The organism is Pseudomonas sp. DE0010, from assembly GCF_007680745.1.
Lineage (GTDB): Bacteria > Pseudomonadota > Gammaproteobacteria > Pseudomonadales > Pseudomonadaceae > Aquipseudomonas > Aquipseudomonas parafulva_B.
Window position 1 is genome coordinate 93,035 of the sequence record NZ_VEJQ01000012.1, and the last position, 19,071, is coordinate 112,105.

Annotated in this window: 14 protein-coding genes; 2 read left to right on the plus strand and 12 right to left on the minus strand. The window is 64.1% G+C overall.

Features of this window, described 5'->3' with window-relative positions:
• Positions 1-9: 9 nt before the first annotated feature.
• The 6 genes from FS767_RS11530 to FS767_RS11555 all read right to left on the minus strand — a co-directional run bounded on the left by FS767_RS11530 (position 10) and on the right by FS767_RS11555 (position 7,237).
• Positions 10-1,743: a C13 family peptidase gene (locus FS767_RS11530; protein WP_144965479.1), complete on the minus strand. Its 1,734-nt coding sequence runs from the start codon at positions 1,741-1,743 to the stop codon at positions 10-12.
• 165 nt (positions 1,744-1,908) lie between these two features.
• Positions 1,909-2,976, minus strand: coding sequence for a 2,3-butanediol dehydrogenase (locus FS767_RS11535; protein ID WP_256674265.1), 1,068 nt, complete (start codon positions 2,974-2,976; stop codon positions 1,909-1,911).
• A gap of 49 nt (positions 2,977-3,025) precedes the next feature.
• Positions 3,026-4,132, minus strand: a complete 1,107-nt coding sequence (locus tag FS767_RS11540) for an acetoin dehydrogenase dihydrolipoyllysine-residue acetyltransferase subunit (protein WP_144965482.1) — start codon at positions 4,130-4,132, stop codon at positions 3,026-3,028.
• Positions 4,129-5,151 (minus strand): alpha-ketoacid dehydrogenase subunit beta, encoded by a 1,023-nt coding sequence (locus FS767_RS11545; RefSeq protein ID WP_144965484.1) that lies wholly within the window; start codon positions 5,149-5,151, stop codon positions 4,129-4,131. The genes FS767_RS11540 and FS767_RS11545 overlap by 4 nt, the downstream gene beginning before the upstream one ends.
• 33 nt (positions 5,152-5,184) lie before the next feature.
• Positions 5,185-6,162 carry a thiamine pyrophosphate-dependent dehydrogenase E1 component subunit alpha gene (locus tag FS767_RS11550; RefSeq protein WP_058605309.1) on the minus strand — a complete coding sequence of 326 codons (978 nt, stop codon included), beginning with the start codon at positions 6,160-6,162 and terminating at the stop codon, positions 5,185-5,187.
• Positions 6,163-6,184: 22 nt separating this feature from the next.
• On the minus strand, positions 6,185-7,237 hold the full coding sequence (locus tag FS767_RS11555; RefSeq protein WP_144965486.1) for an NAD(+)/NADH kinase: 1,053 nt from the start codon (positions 7,235-7,237) through the stop codon (positions 6,185-6,187).
• A gap of 282 nt (positions 7,238-7,519) precedes the next feature.
• Between FS767_RS11555 and FS767_RS11560 the strand changes: the two genes are divergently transcribed.
• Positions 7,520-9,373 (plus strand): sigma-54-dependent Fis family transcriptional regulator, encoded by a 1,854-nt coding sequence (locus tag FS767_RS11560; protein ID WP_144965488.1) that lies wholly within the window; start codon positions 7,520-7,522, stop codon positions 9,371-9,373.
• A 482-nt stretch (positions 9,374-9,855) separates the two neighbouring features.
• Here the strand turns inward: FS767_RS11560 and accC are convergent, their stop codons facing one another.
• From accC to FS767_RS11590, 6 genes are all read right to left on the minus strand, one after another.
• Positions 9,856-11,211, minus strand: coding sequence for an acetyl-CoA carboxylase biotin carboxylase subunit (gene accC, locus FS767_RS11565; RefSeq protein WP_027915162.1), 1,356 nt, complete (start codon positions 11,209-11,211; stop codon positions 9,856-9,858).
• A 17-nt stretch (positions 11,212-11,228) separates the two neighbouring features.
• Positions 11,229-11,687, minus strand: a complete 459-nt coding sequence (gene accB, locus FS767_RS11570) for an acetyl-CoA carboxylase biotin carboxyl carrier protein (protein ID WP_023535179.1) — start codon at positions 11,685-11,687, stop codon at positions 11,229-11,231.
• A gap of 96 nt (positions 11,688-11,783) precedes the next feature.
• Positions 11,784-12,239 carry a type II 3-dehydroquinate dehydratase gene (gene aroQ, locus FS767_RS11575; protein WP_003255330.1) on the minus strand — a complete coding sequence of 152 codons (456 nt, stop codon included), beginning with the start codon at positions 12,237-12,239 and terminating at the stop codon, positions 11,784-11,786.
• Positions 12,240-12,418: 179 nt separating this feature from the next.
• Positions 12,419-14,182 (minus strand): protein-disulfide reductase DsbD, encoded by a 1,764-nt coding sequence (locus tag FS767_RS11580; protein WP_144965489.1) that lies wholly within the window; start codon positions 14,180-14,182, stop codon positions 12,419-12,421.
• 129 nt (positions 14,183-14,311) lie between these two features.
• On the minus strand, positions 14,312-16,273 hold the full coding sequence (locus FS767_RS11585) for a methyl-accepting chemotaxis protein (RefSeq protein ID WP_144965492.1): 1,962 nt from the start codon (positions 16,271-16,273) through the stop codon (positions 14,312-14,314).
• 123 nt (positions 16,274-16,396) lie between these two features.
• Positions 16,397-17,755 (minus strand): diguanylate cyclase, encoded by a 1,359-nt coding sequence (locus FS767_RS11590; protein WP_078479170.1) that lies wholly within the window; start codon positions 17,753-17,755, stop codon positions 16,397-16,399.
• Between the two features lie 248 nt (positions 17,756-18,003).
• Between FS767_RS11590 and FS767_RS11595 the strand changes: the two genes are divergently transcribed.
• On the plus strand, positions 18,004-19,071 hold the full coding sequence (locus tag FS767_RS11595; protein WP_144965494.1) for a DUF2333 family protein: 1,068 nt from the start codon (positions 18,004-18,006) through the stop codon (positions 19,069-19,071).

Here is a 19,071-nt window from a genome sequence, read left to right on the forward strand (position 1 = left end):
CACACAAGCTTAGTGGCTGCGCGGCGTTTTTGCCTGTGCCCCCACCGCTGCCTGTGTCGTATTGCGCAAGGCTTCTTCGGCTTGGTGCCGGCGTAGGCGCTGCCAGTGCTCCAGCACGTTTGGCGGTGCCCACAGCTGCGGCTCGGACGCTTCAAAGCCTTCGTTTCGTTCACGTTCGGCAACATGGGTACGCGCCAGTTCAAACGCCTGTTTCAGATCGTCCGTCTGATTCAGGGCCTGGGCGAAAAGGGCGTCGCCAAAGTAGGTGAAGTCGGCTTCTTCCGAGCAACCGAAGGACACCCGGTCGGCTCGGGCGGCTGTCATGAGCAGCGTGCGCGAATCTTTCAAGGCATCGATGTAGCCACCGGAATAACACGCGGAAATGACGATGACCTTGTCTCGATTTTTCAAGGGGGCCAATGCATCGGCCAACTCGTCGGCGGAAATATCGGCCAGTTGCAGGCGTGGTTGATCGAGGACCAGTTGGTGGTCCTGGCTACCGTGGCTGGTGAGGTAGATGAACAGCAGGTCTTCCGGACCGCTGCGCTCGGCCAGGGTGCTGGCGGCTCGGGTGATGCTCTGCCGCGTGGCCATGGGGCGCGTCGCCATGAAGTCACGATGGTTGACCAGCGTGACCTGGCCTTTGGCACCGAAGCGTACCTTCAGCAGGTTGCTCACGTAATCGGCTTCGCGCAGAAAAACGCTCTGCTGCCCGTCGCCCCCCACCACCAGGCTGTACAGCTCGATTGCCGGCTGGGACCGGGGCACGGCGGCCAAGGCTTCCTTGAGCAAGCGCCCTTGATTGAGCAGTGCCATGTCGAGCGGGTCCGGCAGCAAGGTGCCATGTTCATCGCGAACCCGAACGCCATTGGCCCAGGTACCGCTATGTACCTTGCCGTCGGCCAGTGTCAGGCGCCCTTGCCCGTGGTAGGCATCATCGAGCATATGGCCCACGTACTGACTGCCATCTGCCAGTTGCAGGCTGCCCTGGCCCGACATGCGCCAGTCGAGGAACGTGCCTTTGTAATGGCTGCCGTCACTGCCTAGCATTTCGCCTTCGCCGCTGAGCGAACCGTCCTTGAACTGGCCGATCCACACATCGCCTTCGGCGTTTTCGTAGCGCCCGCGGCCTTCGAGGCGGTTGTCCTTGAACTCGCCGATGTACTGCTCGCCTTCGACACTGTCGTAGGTGCCAGTGCCTTGCAGTTGGCCGTCCACGAACCTGCCGCTGAACTGATTGCCGCTAGCATCGCTGCGCACGCCGGCGCCGTTGGGCTTGCCCTTGGCGAACAGGCCCCGGTAGCGACTGCCGTCGGCCAGCTCCAGTTCGCCTGCGCCTTCGTAGAGGTCGTCCTTGAACTGCCCGCGGTAGGTTTGCCCAGTCTGCTTGAGGGTGCCTTCGCCATCGCGCCGGCCATGGCGGAAGGTGCCCGCATAGTGGCTACCTGGTGTGGTCAGGTCGCCAAGCCCTTCGAACAGGCCGGCGACGAACTGGCCGCGGTAGACTTCGCCGTTCTGCCCGTGCCATTCCCCCTGGCCGTGCCATTGGCCATCCTTGAACCCGCCGGCATACCAGCTGCCGTTGGGGTAGTCGATACGGCCCTGGCCCTGCAGCAAGCCGTCGACGACCTGGCCTCGGTAGCGACCGCCGTCGGGCAGGCGGGCATCGGGTGGGCTCAGGGATTCGCCATCACCACAGGCAGCGAGCAACAGGAGCAGGGTCAGGGGAAGCAGTGGACGCATGGCGAGGACCGGGCAGTGAGTGCGCCGATTATGACTCAGATCGAGCGCCTGAAACAGCGAGTGGCGGGTGGGGCGAGGGGGCTTTGCGCCACGTTTGCAAGCGATGGGGCCTCGGGTAGGTGCGGCCTGATCAGGCCGCACCAGGGGAACTTCGATACCGTGCGCCTAGCGACCCAATCCCGGCGACACGATGATCTTCACGTTTTCCTCCTTGTTGTTCACCAGTTCCTCGAACCCCAGTTCGACGATCTGCTCCAGCCCGATGCGGCCGGTCACCAGCAGGCGTATATCCAACCGACCGTCGGCGATGAAGGCGATCACGTCGGCGAACTCGCCGTTATAGGCCAGCGCACCGATCACCTGCTTCTCGGTGGACACCAGTTCGAAGAAGTTGAATTCGCTCGGCTCCTCGAAAATTCCCACCATCACGCACTTGCCGGCCTTGCGAAGGGTGTCGATGGCCAGCTTGGCCGTGTGCTTGTTGCCGATGCACTCGAAGCTCACGTCAGCCCCCAGCCCGGCGGTGAGCGCACGAATCTCGGCCAACGCATCGCACTGGTTGGGGTCCAGGATCACGCTGGCGCCCACTTCCAATGCCTTGGCCTTGCGCGCCGAAGACATCTCCAGGGCGATCACCCGCGCCGCGCCTGCCGCCTTGGCGCACATGATGGTGCACAGCCCGATGGTACCGGCGCCCACTACCACCACGGTCTGGCCCAGCAGGCTGCCTGCTTTTTTCACCGCGTGCATGCCGACCGCCAGCGGTTCGATCAGGGCCCCTGCCTCGGCCGGGAAACCGGGCGGCAGCCGGTAGAGCAGATTGGCCGGCACATTGACCCGCTCGGCGAAGGCGCCATTGTTCATCAAGCCTGTGAACGCCAGGCGCTCACAGATGTTGTACATCCCGTGGGTACAGTAATAACAGGTGCCACAGTGCTGGCAGGCGTCTGCCGCCACCGGATCGCCCACGGCATAGCCCTCGACGCCTGCGCCGAGCTTGGCGATCCGGCCGCAGAACTCGTGGCCGAGGATGCATTGGCCTTGAATACCGGTAAGCGGGTGTGGCGCGTCCACCGGGATGAAGACCGGTCCGGCCACGTATTCGTGCAGGTCCGAGCCGCAGATGCCGCACCAGTCCACCTGGATCTGCACCCACCCAGGTGCAGGGTCGGCCGGCAGGGGTACCTGCTCGACCCGGATGTCGTTGCGCCCGTGCCAGACTGCCGCGCGCATGTGTGGATTGCTCAAATCGTTCATAGGAATCTCCAGAAGCCGGGAAGGGTCAGTGGCTGCGCAGGAAAGCGAGCAGGTGCTGGTTAACCGTGTCGGCGGCCTCCATCTGCACCATGTGGCCAGCTTCCGGCACGACCACCACCTGGGCCTCCAGACCCTGGGCATGACTGGCCGGAATGATCGCGTCCTTGTCGCCCCAGATCACCAGGGCCGGGTGCTGGCCCAGGACGCTGCGCAGGTCGTGGCGTTGCCGGTCGCCGTCGGCCAGGGCCGAGGCCAGCACTTGCAGCGCCTGATCCACGCCCTCCAGGCGCTTGAACTTGAGCATGTCTTCGAGCAGTTGCCGCGTGACCAAGGCCGGATCGGCGAACAGTTGCACCATCTGCGGCTTGAGGGCGTTGCGGCTACTGGCCGCGACGAACCCTTGCAGGTACTGCCCATTGATGGCCTCGCCCAGACCCACGCTGGCGATCAGGCCAAGGCTGGCCACCCGGTGCGGTGCCAGGCGCGCAAGGCCCAGGCAAACCGCGCCGCCCATGGAGTGACCGACCAGATGAGCACGTGGAATGTCCAGGTGATCGAGCAGGGCCAGCACCGTTTCGCTCAGTTCCTCCAGGTCACCGCGCTGCAAGGCTTTGGCCGACTCGCCATGGCCCGGCAGGTCGAGGGCGATTACCCGTCGCTCGGCGGCCAAGGCAGGGTGGTTGAACAGCCAGTTGTTGAGGTCGCCGCCAAAGCCATGTACCAGCACCAAGGGCGTCCCGCCTTCGCCCAGTTCGAACCAGCGCAACAAGCGCCCCTTCACCTCGGCTTTCTGCGGCGCCGGGCCTTGGGCCTGGTCGGTGCTACCGTCGGCCATGAACTCGGCCTGGAAGCGCTGTACCACGGCGTCGATGTCGGCGTCGTCGGCTTCGCCTTCTACCACCACGGCCAACAGCGCGCCCACCGGCAGGGTCTCGTCCGGCCTGGCCACCAGGCGGCGCAGCACGCCACTGAACGGCGCCTCGACGCTGCTGCTGATCTTGTCCGTCTCCACGTCCAGCACTTCGTCGCCCTTGGTGATGACGTCGCCTTCCCGCTTGAGCCAGGTGTCCACCCGGCCTTCGGTCATCGACAAGCCCCATTTGGGCATGGTCAGGGTGTGGATCTGGCTCATGCGGCGCTCCTTGCAGCATCGATAACGGTGCGCACGGCTGTTTCGATTTTGGCAGCGTCGGGGATATACAGGTCTTCCAGAGCGTCGGAAAACGGAACGGGCGTATGCGGCGCCGTCACCATTTCGATGGGCCCTTTCAGCGCACCGAATGCCTTCTGCGCAACCAGGGCGCTGATGTCCGTGGCCATCGAGCACCGGGGGTTGGCCTCGTCGATCACCACCAGGCGCCCTGTCTTTTCGACACTTTCAAGGATGCTGTCTTCGTCCAGCGGGCTGGTGGTGCGCAGGTCCAGGACTTCGCAGTCGATGCCCTGGCGGGCCAGGCTGTTGGCGGCTTCCATGGCCACATGCACCATGCGGCCATACGTCACCAGGGTGACATCGCTGCCATCGCGCAGGTAATTGGCTTCGCCGAACGGCACCGTGTACACCTCCTCCGGTACTTCGCCCTGCATGCCGTACAGCAGCTTGTGCTCGCAGAAGATCACCGGGTCGTTGTCACGGATGGCCTGGATCAGCAGGCCCTTGGCGTCGTAGGGCGAGGACGGGCACACCACCTTCAGGCCCGGGATGTGCGTCCACAGCGAGGTGAGCATCTGCGAATGCTGGGCCGCGGCACGCAGCCCGGCGCCGTACATGGTGCGCATGACCAGCGGGGTCACGGCCTTGCCGCCGAACATGTAGCGAAACTTGGCCGCCTGATTGAGGATCTGGTCCAGGCAGCAACCGGCGAAGTCGACGAACATCAGTTCGCAGACTGGGCGCAGGCCCTGGGTGGCCGCACCGACGGCGGCGCCAACGTAGCCGATCTCCGAGAGCGGCGCATCCAGTACGCGGCCTGGAAACTGGTGATACAGGCCCTTGGTCACGCCCAGCACGCCACCCCAGGCATCGTCTTCGCCAGGCGCGCCTGCACCGCCGGCCACATCCTCACCAATGATGAACACGGTATCGTCACGGCGCATTTCCTGGGCCAGGGCTTCGTTGATGGCCTGCTGGTAACTGATCTTTCTTGCCATGGTGGTTCTCCTGTTGTTCTTGTTTTGAGCGGCTCAGGGATAGGCGACGTAGACGTCGGTGAGCAGGTCGGCAGGTTGTGGCTTGGGGTCGGACTTGGCGCGTTGCACGGCATCCTCGATCAGGTCCTCGACGCGGGCATCGATGCTGTCCAGTTGGCCTGCTTCGAGCAGACCCGCGCGCACGGTCTTGTCGCGAAACTGCAGCAGGCAGTCGCGGGTTTCGCGCAGGTTCTTCACTTCATCGGGGGCGCGGTAGGTTTGCGCATCGCCCTCGAAGTGGCCGTAGTAGCGGCTGAGCTTGACCTCGATCAGCGACGGCCCCTGGCCGGCACGTGCGCGCTCGATGGCGGCACCGGCGGCCTCGTGAACCGCGAAGAAATCGAAGCCGTCGATGGTGACCCCTGGCATGCCGAAGCCGGCGGCGCGGTCGGCTATGTGATCGCAGGCCACTGACCAGTTGGACGCGGTGGCTTCGGCATAACCATTGTTCTCGGCGACGAAGATGCACGGCAGGTTCATGATCGCAGCCATGTTCATGGCTTCGAACACTGCGCCTTCATTGGAGGCGCCATCGCCGAAGAAGACCACGGACACATCGTCGCGACCCTTGAGCTTGGCTGCCAGCGCAGCGCCTACCACCAAGGGTGCGCCAGCGCCGACGATACCGTTGGCGCCGAGCATGCCCTTGCCCAGGTCGGCAATGTGCATCGAGCCGCCCTTGCCGCCGCAGACCCCGGTCTTCTTGCCGTAGATCTCGGCCATCATGCCGTACACATCCACGCCCTTGGCGATGCAGTGGCCATGGCCGCGATGGTTGGAGGCAATGCAATCGCTGTCGCGCAGGTGGGCCATCACCCCCGCCGCGCTGGCCTCTTCACCGGCGTAAAGGTGAACGAAGCCGGGTATTTCGCCTGTGGCGAACTCGACGTGCAGGCGTTCTTCGAAGGCACGAATGGTGCGCATCACTTCATAGGCATGCAGCAGTTGTGCGGAACTCGGTTGATTGGACATCTTGTTGTTCTCCGGGGTTGTCTCAACGGGTCGCGGGGTGCAGCGGGTGGCCCAGGGGTACAGCCAGCAGACGATGCTGGGCGGCATGCGTGAGCACTGCCTGCACGTCCACACTCAACGGGCCCAGGTGATCGAGGGTGATGGTGGGGGTGTCATGGGCGCAGAATTCGATTTCCCGCTCGCCGTCCAGGGCCAAGGTGCCCTGGACGAGGGCTGGGCGGTACGGTTCGTCGGGCGCCATGTGGCCGGAGGCGGTGATGCCGCAGCCTTGCAGCACGCCAGGGGCCACTGGGGCCAGCAGCGCCTGCCCGGCGTTCTCGTCCAAGCGCACCCAGGCACCGTGAGGCGCTTGCCGCGAGACCGGATTCCACAGGCCGCACAGTGCCGACAAGCCAATGGCGTGGGGCTCGGCGAAGCAGGCGAAGATTTCGCTCAGGTCTTCGCTGCGGCTCAGCGCCCGCGCGCCGATGAAACGCTGGGGCGACACCGCTACCTCCACCAGCGCCCATTCGCTCAGTTGCTGCTGGGGCACCCTGACCAGCAAGCGTTTGTTGCGGCGCAGACCGATGGAGGTTGGCACCTTGCCGCTGACGAACAGGCCGCCTGCAAGCCCCGCGCTGGTCGCTTCGCGCAGCTCCGGGAAGGCGTTGTTGGTGCCGGTGGACAAGGTCAGCAGGGGTACGTCGCCAGCTTCTGCCGCCACGGCCTTGTGGGTACCGTCGCCCCCCAACACAGCGATCAGCGACACCCCCCGCGCGACCATGTTGCGCGTGGCAAGCCGGGTGTCGCTGACGGTCTGGGTCAGCGGCAGGTCGAGTATCTCGAGGGCAGGCCAGTGCTGATCGCGCGCCATCGGCCCGGCGCAGGCCTTGACCACGGCAGCGGCGATGCCGGTCATGTCGCTGGGCATCAGCACGTGGCCGACACCCGTGGCGCCGAATGCGGCGAGCAGGCGGGCGATGGCGGCGGCCTTGTCGGTGCTGGAGTACAAGCCGGCAGTGGCGGTCAGGCGACGCAGGTCTCGGCCTGAAGCAGGGTTGGCAATGATGCCGACCAGTGGGGCGGGTAGCGGCATGGCGCACCTCGTGTTCTTGTTTGCAAGGACCAGAGCAAGCGCGGTGCCAGCTTTGCACGAAACCCCGCAAAGGCCCGTCGCAGAGGCCTTGCATGGTCTTCACCGCTGCCAGGCGGGCTACCGTGCTGAGACGCCAGGTGCCGGCCTGGGCGTTGTGCGGCGAGACGTTGAGACGCTGCGTCTCAACCACACCTTTGATCACACCGTGCTTGTCCAGGCCTGCGCGCAGGCGCTTAATGGCTGCACAACCACAAGAACAGCAACGAGAACCGGAGGGCCTGAATGCTTGCCGCGAACTCCCGCGCTCACGTCGACTGCGTCAGCAGGGTACTGAAGAACGCCGACTGTCTGCCCCAGGCGCCAGTACCGCCGTTGATCCTCGATTCCTGGCGTCGCTCCATGGAGCTGTACCGTCTCGATCCCGCCTCCGAGCAAGGGCCGCGTATTCTTTCCCAGGCGCTGCTCAATGAATGCCGAGAGCACTCGGAGCTGTTCCTGCGCATTGCCGGGGACGCCGTGGCGCGCCTGCACGAACAGGTGCGTGAGGCCGACTACTGCGTGCTACTGACCGATGCACAGGGCCGCACCATCGATTACCGGGTCGAATCGACCATTCGCACTGACTGTCGCAAGGCCGGTCTGTACCTGGGCACCTGCTGGTCGGAGGGGGAGGAGGGTACCTGCGGGGTAGCGTCGGTACTGACCACCAAGGCATCGGTCACCGTGCACAAGCGCGATCACTTCCGCGCTGCCTTCATCGGCCTGACCTGTAGCGCGGCGCCTGTTTTCGACCCCTTTGGCGAGTTGCTGGGGGTGCTGGACGTCTCTGCCCTGCGCTCGCCCGACGACCGCCGCAGCCAGCACCTGATCCGGCAACTGGTCGAGCAGACCGCACGCGAAATCGAAAACGCCTTTTTCATGCACAGCGCCCAAGGCCATTGGGTGATGCGTGCCCACGGCACGCCAGGCTATGTGGAAAGCCAGCCTGACTACCTGCTGGCCTGGGACGCCGACGGCCGCCTGCAGGCGATGAACAGCCTGACACGGCAACGCCTGATGCAGCGCCTGGGGCGCTTGCCTGCGCACATTGGTGAGCTGTTCGACCAGGCGCAATTGCGACGTGTCAGCAACGCGTCGGCGCAACGTCTGCCAGGGTTGGGCGAGCTGTATGGCCGGGTCAGCGCCCCACAGCGCAAGCCGCCGGTCGAGCCCTTGCTGCAAGGCCTGGACCGGCGCATCGAACAACACTTGCGCCTGGCCACGCGGGTCAAGGACTGTAACCTTGCCGTGCTGGTGCAGGGTGAGACGGGTACAGGCAAGGAAGTCTTCGCTCGCCAGTTGCACCAGCAAAGCAAGCGCGGCAACGGCCCGTTCGTCACGCTCAACTGCGCCGCCATCCCCGAGAACCTGATCGAGAGCGAGCTGTTTGGTTATGTCGCGGGAGCCTTCACCGGGGCGTCGAGCAAGGGTATGCAAGGGCTTGTACACCAGGCCGATGGCGGCACGCTGTTTCTGGACGAGATTGGCGACATGCCACTGAGCCTGCAGACCCGCCTGTTGCGGGTACTGGCCGAGGGTGAGGTAGCACCTTTGGGGGCTGCGCGGCGCCAGCGCGTGGACATTCAGGTGATCTGCGCCACGCACCGCGACCTGGCGGCGAGGGTGGAGCAGGGGCAGTTTCGTGAGGACTTGTATTTTCGCCTGGCCAACGCCCGCTTTGCGTTGCCGGCGCTGCGCGAGCGCGAAGACCGGCTGGGGCTCATTCACCAGTTGCTGGCCGAAGAGGCCGATGCGTGTGGCGTGAGCGTGGCGCTGGCCGACGATGCCTTGCAGGCCTTGCTGGAGTATCGCTGGCCAGGGAACCTGCGCCAGTTGCGGCAGGTGTTGCGGTATGCCTGCGCTGTGAACGAGGGTGGGCAGTTGCGCCTGCTTGACCTGCCAGAGGAGATTCGTGGGCAGGAGGTTGGCCAGGTAACGAGCGAGGCGTCCTGCCCGGCGCGGCAACGGTTGCTGGATGCGTTGATTCGCCATCGCTGGAAGCCCGCCGAGGCTGCCCAGGCGTTGGGTATTTCGCGTGCGACGCTGTATCGCCGGGTGCACGAGCACCGCATCGAGATGCCTCGTATGAAGGGGTAGAGTCGCAGCTGCAGCTTGTTGCGGCTTCTGCCCGCGCGACAGTTCAGGCAGCGCTGATCGCGACTTCAGGGGGCCTTCCTACACAGAACCTGCGTTCGGACTCCTGCGGTCTTCAGATCGAACATACAAGCCAGATCATTGATTCACGCCAGTCAGAGAGGGTCACGGGGATGCGCAGATTGCTCTGCTAGGTCGGACTTGGCCACAAGCACCCTGAAGGGCCGCATCGGCCATTGATGAAGCCCAAGCAGGCAATAAAAAACCCCGGAGCCAGTCTGTAATGCTGTTCACTTAAGATCGCTGGGGCCGTTTCACGGCCCATCGCGGCACAAGGCCGCTCCTACAATGCCATGCGAGTACCCCAACTAGGGCATCACGCGGTCAGTGTAGGAGCGGCCTTGTGCCGCGATGGGCTGCGAAGCGGCCCTAAGTGAACACCATTACGGAGCCAGTCCGGGGTTCTTGTACTTCACACTACGCGATCAGTCCTGGTTGGCCAGTTTGTGCTCGAGGTAGTGAATGTTGACGCCGCCTTTGCAGAAGCCTTCATCACGCACCAGATCACGGTGCAGCGGGATGTTGGTCTTGATGCCATCGACGACGATCTCGTCCAGGGCATTGCGCATGCGGGCCATGGCTTCGTCACGGTCCTTGCCCCAGGTGATCAGCTTGCCGATCAGCGAGTCATAGTTCGGCGGAACCGAATAACCGCTGTACAGGTGCGAATCGACACGCACGCCGTTGCCGCCCGGTGCGTGGAAGTGCTTCACCTTGCCAGGGCTCGGGATGAACTTCTTCGGGTCTTCGGCGTTGATACGGCATTCCAGCGAATGGCCGTGGACTACCACGTCCTCCTGACGGAACGACAGCTTGTTGCCAGCGGCGATGCTCAGCATCTCCTTGACGATGTCGATGCCTGTGACCATCTCCGACACCGGGTGCTCAACCTGCACACGGGTGTTCATCTCGATGAAGTAGAAGCGGCCATCTTCGTACAGGAACTCGAACGTCCCCGCACCGCGGTAGCCGATCTCGATGCACGCGTCGACGCAGCGCTTGAACACTTCCTGGCGTGCTTTCTCGTCGATGCCTGGGGCCGGGGCCTCTTCCAGCACCTTCTGGTGGCGGCGTTGCAGGGAGCAATCGCGGTCACCGAGGTGGATTGCATTGCCCTGGCCGTCGGACAAGACCTGTACTTCCACGTGACGTGGGTTGGTCAGGAATTTCTCCAGGTACACCATCGGGTTGCCGAAGGCTGCACCGGCTTCGGTACGGGTGAGCTTGGCCGAGGCGATCAAATCCTCTTCCTTGTGCACCACGCGCATGCCGCGACCACCACCGCCACCGGCGGCCTTGATGATCACCGGGTAGCCGACGTCGCGGGCGATGGCCAGCGCGACTTCTTCGTCTTCCGGCAGCGGGCCGTCGGAGCCCGGCACGGTCGGTACGCCCGACTTGATCATCGCGTCCTTGGCCGAGACCTTGTCGCCCATCAGGCGAATGGTGTCGGCCTTGGGGCCGATGAAGGCAAAGCCGGACTTCTCGACCTGCTCGGCAAAATCGGCGTTTTCCGCCAGGAAGCCGTAACCGGGGTGAATCGCGGTCGCGCCGGTGACTTCGGCAGCGGCGATGATCGCCGGGATGTGCAGGTACGAATCCTTGGACGATGCAGGACCGATGCAGACCGACTCGTCTGCCAGGCCCAGGTGCATCAGTTCACGGTCGGCGGTGGAGTGCACGGCGACGGTCTTGATACCCAGCTCTTTGCAGGCACGCAGGATCCGCAGGGCAATTTCCCCGCGGTTGGCGATCAGGACTTTTTCGAGCTTCCCAGACATCGTTGGCTCTCCGCGATTCAAACGATGGTGAACAGCGGCTGGTCGAACTCAACCGGCTGGCCGTCTTCTACCAGGATGGCGTCGATGACACCGCCGACATCGGCTTCGATGTGGTTCATCATCTTCATGGCTTCGACGATGCACAGGGTGTCGCCTTTCTTCACGCTCTGGCCCACTTCAGCGAAGTTCGGCGAGGTCGGCGAAGGCTTGCGGTAGAAGGTGCCTACCATTGGCGAGCGGATGACGGTGCCCTTGAGGGCCGGTGCCGCGGCGGCAGCTTCGACAGCAGGTGCGGCAGCGGCGACCGGGGCAGCGGCAGGCGCAGCCATCGGGGCAGGTGCGTAGAACTGCTGGGCAGCTGGGGTCTTGCTGTGACGGCTGATGCGAACCGACTCTTCGCCTTCCTTGATCTCCAGCTCGTCGATGCCAGACTCTTCCAGCAGCTCGATCAGTTTCTTGACTTTACGGATATCCATTAATCATCAACTCCCAAAGGTTCGGTCAGGGGGCGAAATTGTTAAAGCGTGTCGACACGCTTCTCTTGACCCTGGCCACCGAGGCCAGGGCTTTCATCATTTGGGCTGTGCGTTGGCAGCCAGCTGTTCCAGCGCAGACTCCAGGGCCAGGCGATAACCGCTGGCGCCCAGACCGCAGATCACCCCTACGGCTACATCGGAAAAGTAGGAGTGATGACGGAACGGTTCGCGTTTGTGCACGTTGGACAGGTGCACTTCGATGAATGGGATGCTCACCGCGAGCAATGCGTCACGTAATGCAACGCTTGTGTGGGTGAATGCAGCCGGATTGATCAGGATGAAATCCACACCCTCGTTGCGTGCCGCATGAATCCGATCGATCAACTCGTATTCGGCGTTGCTCTGCAAATACTGCAAATGGTGGCCCGCGGCGCGAGCACGTTGCTCCAGGTCCTGGTTGATCTGGGCCAGGGTCACGGCGCCGTAATGGCCGGGCTCGCGCGTACCGAGCAGGTTCAGATTGGGGCCGTGAAGCACCAGTAGCGTTGCCATTTGCGAGTTCCTTGGATTTGTAGGGCAATTCGACACAGCGCGGCGAGTGTGCCTAAAGCGACGGCAAGTGTCCAGTTCCCGGCAATAGCCAGCACGATGAGCGAGATTCGCGCGAAGTATGTGACCGGATAGCTGGATCCGGTCACTGATCGCCGATATGTTCCCATGCCAGCGGGCCGTTACAGACCTGCCTGGCCGCGAACGCGGGACAAAATAGACGCAAAGTTCTCGGCATTTATCTCGCCAATCACCCGATCAGCGGTCAGTTCGCTGCCGTTGGCGGCAAAGAACATCAATGCTGGCGGGCCGAACAATCGATAGCGGTCCAGCAGGGCACGCTGGGCCGCATCGCTGCGCGTCACATCCAGGCGCAGCAGTTTGAAACCCGCCAGCTGGGGCAGCACCTGAGGTGCATTCAACACCTCGTGCTCGATGACTTTGCAGCTGATGCACCAGTCTGCGTACCAGTCCAGCAGCACTGGCTGGCCTGCGGCCTTGGCATCGGCCAGTGCAGCATCGAGCGCCTCGGCGGTGGTCAGTGTTCGCCACGCCTGGGCAGGGGACGCAGCCTGACCAGCCGTGCTCCCTCCTGTAGGGGGCAACGGTCGCAGCGGATCACCCTGGCCGCTGAGGGCGCCATACCAGCAGGCCAGGGCGTAGACCAGCAGTGCCAGGCCAAGCAGTTGGGCCAGGCGTTGGCGAGGCGTCTTCACGACGAACTCCAGGGTCCCCAGGAACACGGCCACCCCGGCAGCGAGCAAACCGATCAGCCCCAGGGTGACAGGCCCTGGCAAGACCCTGCTGAGCAAACCGATGGCCAGCCCCAGCAACAGGACGCCGATGGCGTTCTTCACGCTATTGAGCCATGGGCCGCTTTTCGGCAACCAGGCGGCGCCACCGGTGGCGACCAGCAGCAGCGGGGCACCCATGCCCAGGCCCAGCGCGAACAGTTTGAGCGCACCGCCCAAGGCGTCTCCACTGGCGCTGATATACAACAACGCACCCGCCAGCGGCGCCGAAACGCAGGGTGAAACCAACAGGCTGGACAACACGCCCAGGGCCGCTGCGCCCAGCAGCGAGCCGCCTTGGGTGCGATTGGCGACCCCGTCCAGGCGGTTGCTCAGGGCCTGGGGCAGCTTGAGTTCGAACAAGCCGAACATGGCCAGGGCGAAAGCCACGAAGAACAGCGCGAAAGGCACCAGCACCCAGGCCGACTGCAGGCGCGCCTGCAGGTTGAGGCCTGCGCCGAACAGGCCCATCAAGGCCCCGAGGGCGGCAAAGCTGGCGGCCATGGACAGCACATACGCCAGTGACAACGACAGCCCACGCAGCCCACCTGCCTGACCGCGCAAAACCACCCCCGAGAGAATGGGCAGCATCGGCAGCACGCACGGCGTGAACGTCAGGCCCACGCCGGCGATGAAGAACAGCAAGAGCGCTTTCCACTCCCAGGCGTGTGCGGCCTGGCTGCTCGGCGCACTTTCACCTTCAATGCTCAGGCGTTCGGTTTCAGGTGGGTAGCACAAGCCTTTGTCGGCGCAGCCCTGGTAACCCACCTGCAAGGTGAAGGCCCTTGGGTCATTGCGTGGCAATTCAATGTCGACGATGCCGTGATACACCTCCACATCGCCGAAGAACTCGTCATGTTTGGCCTCGCCCTTCGGGATGACCGGCGTGCCCAGTGCGATGTCGGCCGGCTCGGTGCGGAACACGAAGCGGTGGCGGTACAGGTAGTAGCCGTCGGTGGCCACCAGGCGCAGCTTGATGGCATGGGCGTCGGCCTGGATCAGGCTCAGCTTGAAGGCTTCGTGCACCGGGAGGAAATCGGCGTTGCCGGCCAGTGAGGAGGCCCCGAGGGTAGCGCTGGGGCGATTGTCCAGCAGCCCCGTGGCGAACACCGGGCTGGCCAGCAGTAGGCACAACAGGAAAAACAGGCGGCGCATGGTGAACTCGCAAGATCGAACGTGCCGCGCATCATAACGGAGTTGGCGCTCAGGGAACCATGTGTGGGCCCGCCCGCCTTGCAGGTGATGGTCTAAGGCTATTTCGTGGAGCCAGGGCGGGCGGTCGGTTCAGACCCTGAAGGCACCCACCGCCTGGTTCAGGGCGCTGCCCAGGCTGAGCAGGTGATCGCCTTGCTCACGCCCCTCACCGATGCGTTGCAGGTTATCGCCACCCAGTTGATGAATCCGCTCGCTGTGGTCACGGATCTCGCTGACCGCATCACTTTGTTGCGCCGTCACTTCGGCAATGCGCAGGGCAGTGTCGGCGATAGTACGGATCGCACACACGATTTCGTCCAATGCGCCATCGGCAGTCTGGGCCTGGTTGGCAGTGGCCTCGGCATGCTCCAGTTGTACCCGCGTACCGTCCACGGCGCCCTTGGCTGCCTGCTGCAACCTGTCGATCAGGGTCTGGATTTCCCCAGTGGCGCCGGTGGTGCGTTGGGCCAGGGTGCGGACTTCGTCGGCCACCACGGCGAACCCGCGACCCATCTCGCCAGCGCGGGCGGCTTCGATGGCGGCATTGAGTGCCAGCAGGTTGGTCTGTTCCGCAATGGACCGGATCACCGTCAGCACGCCACCGATCGTGGCCGATTCCTCTGCCAGCTGCTCGATCATGCGGGCGTTGCCTTGCACCTCGTCGACCAGCGTGCGTAGACCCGACAGGCTTTGTCCGATCACAGCCTGGCCCTGTTCCACTGCCCGGCCTGCGTCACGACTGGCCAGGGCCGCAGCGCTGGCGTCGCCAGCCACCTGCTGGATGGTCGCTTCCAGTTCCCCAAGCGCGTCGCGAATCTGCCCGGTATCCCCGGCCTGTCGTTGTGCGCCATCGTGCAAGGCAGCACTCATGTCGGCCAGCGCATGACTGCTGCCGGCCACTTGCGCGGCATTGTGCCGCAAGGCGCCTACCAGTTCGACCAGGTACTGGCGCAGGCGATTGAGCGAAGCCTGGATGTCGTGCAACTCGCGGTTGGTCCTGCCCATTTCGACAGGCTGGGTAAAATCGCCCTCGGCCCAGCGCGACAGCGCAGGCGCCAAGCCGGTGAGGGTGCGTGCAAGGCGACGTTGCAGGGTGTCGATGAGCAGGGCGATCATCAGGATCATCATGATCATCGCCCCTTGCAGGGTGCGTACTTCGCCCGCGATGGTGCCATGCAGGCTGCGCACTTGTGGCTCCAGGGCCGCGATGGCCTGGCGCACTGCCTCCAGCTGTTGCGTGGCGCGGGTCGCCAGGGCGGCGCGCTGGGCGATCTGGGCACGGGTACGTTGCAGCTCGGCCGGGTAGCGCCCAACCAGGCTTTGCAGCTCGCGCTTGAGGCCCACGGCGACGTCTTCTTGCTGGGCGCGGGTATCGTTCTGCAAACCCATCAGCGCGGCAAAGTCATCCGCGCCCGATTCGGCAGTACGGGTCACGCCCAGCAGCGGCAAGCCTTCGATGACCTGCGCCTGGGCCTGGATCGATTGCAGCTCGCGCTCCAGCTCGGTTGCCAGTTCGGGCCGGCCGCTGCCCACCAGCTTCTCCCGCGCCAAGCCCAGCCTGCTCAGGTGCAGAGCTGCCTCGACAAGCGGCAGCAGGTAGCGACCAGCATCAGGGCTGGCGCTGTCGCGCGCATAGATGGTCAGTTGCTCCAGGTTGGCCCCCAGCTCGCGTTCGGCTTGCAGCAACAGCGCCTGGGGGTCACCGGCCAGCTTCCCGGCTGCCAGCAACTCGCCCGCGCTGAAGGCCTGGAGGTGGTCCAGGCTGGGGCGCAGTTGGCTGGCCAGCGCCTCGGGCCAGTCGGCCAGCGAAGCTTGCAGTTGCTCCGTGGCCTGCAGTGCCGCCGCATGGCGCACGGCATCGCCGCTACCAAGATAAGCCTGAATGTTCTGGGCAGCCTCAGTCTGAAAATGGCGCGACAGGGTCAGGTAGCGTTCCATCATCTGGTAGGGACGCTCCAGCGCCCGCTGCGACCACCACAGCGTAACGCCCAGGGCGATGCACACCGTCACCAGCAACAACGTATTCAAATTGGTCAGCCATTTCAGGCGCATAGCCGCGTGCTTCCTGCGGGGGAGGGAAGAGTCAGGGGCCTGAAGGTATTGCGTTCGTGTGACGCGATGATGACGGCGGCACGCACCTGAATGGCAAAGTGCCTTTGTTCTTTGCCTACCCCTTCAGGGCTCCACACGCACCACGCAATTTCGTCCTGCATGCTTGGCCCGGTATAGCGCCTCGTCGGCCGCGCTGGCCATGGTCAGGGCATCGAGCCCGTCATCGAGTTGCACGACGCCTGCACTGAATGTACAGCGCAGGTCATGGGGTTGGGCCGGGTATAGGATCTCGGCAAAACGACCGCGGATGTCATCGAGCACCTTGTACGCCGCCTCCAGGGCGGTATTGGGCATGACGATGGCGAACTCTTCGCCGCCGTAGCGGCCAATGAAGTCGGTCTTGCGCAGGCGCTGCTTGAGAAACAGCGCCAGGCTCTTGATCACCCGGTCGCCCATGGGGTGGCCATGGCGGTCGTTGATTTTCTTGAACCGGTCGATGTCGAGCATGGCAAAACTCAGCGGCTGCTGTTCGCGGCGGGCACGGAAGCTGCAATCCTCGAGCAGCTGCAGAATATGCGTGTGGTTGTACAACCCGGTCAGGCTGTCGCGGACCATGCGCGCCTTCAGATGCCGAGCGCGGGCAGCGCGGTTGCGCACGGTGGTGATCAGGTGGCGCGAGCGAAACGGCTTGGTCAGAAAATCATCGCCGCCTTCGCTCATGGCCTCGAGCTGCTTGTCCAGGTCATCCTCGGCCGATAGGTAGATGATCGGCACGCTGACGTAGCGGTCGTTGTGGCGAATCACCTTGGCCAGTTCAGGGCCGGTGCACGCCGGCATGTACAGGTCGAGGATGATCAGGTCAGGCTGGAAATCAGCCAGCTCGGCCATGGTGGCGATCGGGTCGGTCAGGCTGCGAGTGATCATCCCGGCGCCTGCCAACACCCGTTCCGTGAACAGGGCCTGGGTGCGTGAGTCATCGATGATCAGTACGCGCAGGGGATCGTACGGCGCGGCATCGGTCAGCCGCTCGACCTTCTCCAGCAGGCTGGAAGCCTCCAGTGTGCCGGTGAGGAAGTCGCGCCCGCCGGCCCGCACGGCGGCCAAGCGCGTGGGGGTGTCGGTTTCATGATGGCTGAAGAACAGCAGCGGCAGGGGTTTGGCCTGCCGCGCCTGGACTTCGGCCGCCAGCGCCAGGCCTTGGCCGACCCCATTGAAGTCGACGTCCATGATGACCGCCGAAGGCGGGCATTCGCCCACCGATGCGCGAAAGGCATCGGCAGTGGGCAAGGCCTGTACACCCAGGCCGAAGAACTCCAGTTGCTGGGCCAGGCGTTCGGCGCGGTCGTGGTCCTGCAAGAGGATATAGACCGGCCTGCGCTGGGGCGCCAGCAGCAACTGGTCGCGTGGGTCGTCCTTGCGCAGGCCGCTACGCACAAGATGCTCAGGGGGGCACTGCGGGCTCGGCTCAACTGCTTGGCTCATGTCCTGGCTACTTGTCGTTAGGGGTATGCAGGGGCAGTGATGGCTCTATGCTAGCAGCTCTTGAGCTGCGTAGGCGTGCCCCCTTTCAATAAACTGGGCTGAACGACTATTCAGTTACCGACCAAGGGGTCGCTTATGCGTAAGGCGGTGTCTGCTTTATAGTGCTGTCAGGCGGGCTTGCCGTGGCACCCTGGCGTAGGCCTGTGGTCAAAGCCCCTGAACCGTCGTGACTGATCAAGGATATAGCCATGCTGGACTGGAAAAACCGCGAGGCCAAAGCCGAGCCCCGCGAGCGTGTCGACGGCCGCGGCGCTGCCGCCCGTAGCTATTTTGGTGGCCTCTGGGGCCGCACCCTGTTGGCCCTGGTCGGGCTCTACCTGCTGGTGTGTATCGGCCTGTCCTGGTACTGGAGCCAGGAGCCCGAACTGTTCCCCGTCCAGCAGAACGCGCAGAGCGCAGCCGAGCGTAACGGCCAGCAGATGGTGGTGGGCTACACCACCGTCGAAACGCTCAAGACCGTGGCGAGCACCTTGTTGAACAAGCCAGGTGGCTACATCGCCAACGACCGTCTCCCGCCAGGCTTGTGGATGGACAACATGCCCAACTGGGAGTACGGCGTACTGGTCCAGGTGCGTGACCTTTCCCGCGCGCTGCGCAAGGACTTCGCCCGCTCCCAATCGCAATCGACCGAAGATGCCGACCTGGCCAAGGCCGAGCCGCGCTTCAACTTCGATTACAAGAGCTGGATCCTGCCGTCCAGCGAATCGGAATTCGAAGAAGGCATCAAGTCGCTGACGCGCTACCAGGCTCGCCTGGCTTCGGGTGACAAGGGCGCGATCTTCTATACCCGCGCAGACAACCTGAACAACTGGTTGGGCGACGTCGCTACCCGCCTGGGCTCGCTGTCGCAACGCCTCTCGGCCAGCGTAGGCCGCGTGAAGCTCAACACCACGCTCAAGACCGAGTCCGTGGTGGCTGGTCAGGCGCCGCAGGTAGACGAGGAAGTCGTGGAAACCCCATGGCTGCAGATCGACGACGTGTTCTACGAAGCCCGTGGCCAGGCTTGGGCACTGTCGCACCTACTGCGTGCGATCGAAGTCGATTTTGCCGACGTGCTGGCCAAGAAGAACGCGACCGTGAGTGTGCGTCAGATCATCCGGGAACTTGAAGCCTCGCAAGAGCCCCTGTGGAGCCCGATGGTGCTCAATGGCAGTGGTTTTGGCATGTGGGCCAACCATTCGCTGGTCATGGCCAACTACATCTCCCGCGCCAACGCGGCGGTCATCGACCTGCGCCAGCTGCTGTCGCAGGGCTGA

Coding starts and splice junctions, on each gene's coding strand:
- FS767_RS11530 (WP_144965479.1), bottom strand. CDS start 1,743: ATGCGTCCACTGCTTCCCCTGACCCTGCTCCTGTTGCTCGCTGCCTGT.
- FS767_RS11535 (WP_256674265.1), bottom strand. CDS start 2,976: ATGCGCGCGGCAGTCTGGCACGGGCGCAACGACATCCGGGTCGAGCAG.
- FS767_RS11540 (WP_144965482.1), bottom strand. CDS start 4,132: ATGAGCCAGATCCACACCCTGACCATGCCCAAATGGGGCTTGTCGATG.
- FS767_RS11545 (WP_144965484.1), bottom strand. CDS start 5,151: ATGGCAAGAAAGATCAGTTACCAGCAGGCCATCAACGAAGCCCTGGCC.
- FS767_RS11550 (WP_058605309.1), bottom strand. CDS start 6,162: ATGTCCAATCAACCGAGTTCCGCACAACTGCTGCATGCCTATGAAGTG.
- FS767_RS11555 (WP_144965486.1), bottom strand. CDS start 7,237: ATGCCGCTACCCGCCCCACTGGTCGGCATCATTGCCAACCCTGCTTCA.
- FS767_RS11560 (WP_144965488.1), top strand. CDS start 7,520: ATGCTTGCCGCGAACTCCCGCGCTCACGTCGACTGCGTCAGCAGGGTA.
- accC (WP_027915162.1), bottom strand. CDS start 11,211: ATGTCTGGGAAGCTCGAAAAAGTCCTGATCGCCAACCGCGGGGAAATT.
- accB (WP_023535179.1), bottom strand. CDS start 11,687: ATGGATATCCGTAAAGTCAAGAAACTGATCGAGCTGCTGGAAGAGTCT.
- aroQ (WP_003255330.1), bottom strand. CDS start 12,239: ATGGCAACGCTACTGGTGCTTCACGGCCCCAATCTGAACCTGCTCGGT.
- FS767_RS11580 (WP_144965489.1), bottom strand. CDS start 14,182: ATGCGCCGCCTGTTTTTCCTGTTGTGCCTACTGCTGGCCAGCCCGGTG.
- FS767_RS11585 (WP_144965492.1), bottom strand. CDS start 16,273: ATGCGCCTGAAATGGCTGACCAATTTGAATACGTTGTTGCTGGTGACG.
- FS767_RS11590 (WP_078479170.1), bottom strand. CDS start 17,755: ATGAGCCAAGCAGTTGAGCCGAGCCCGCAGTGCCCCCCTGAGCATCTT.
- FS767_RS11595 (WP_144965494.1), top strand. CDS start 18,004: ATGCTGGACTGGAAAAACCGCGAGGCCAAAGCCGAGCCCCGCGAGCGT.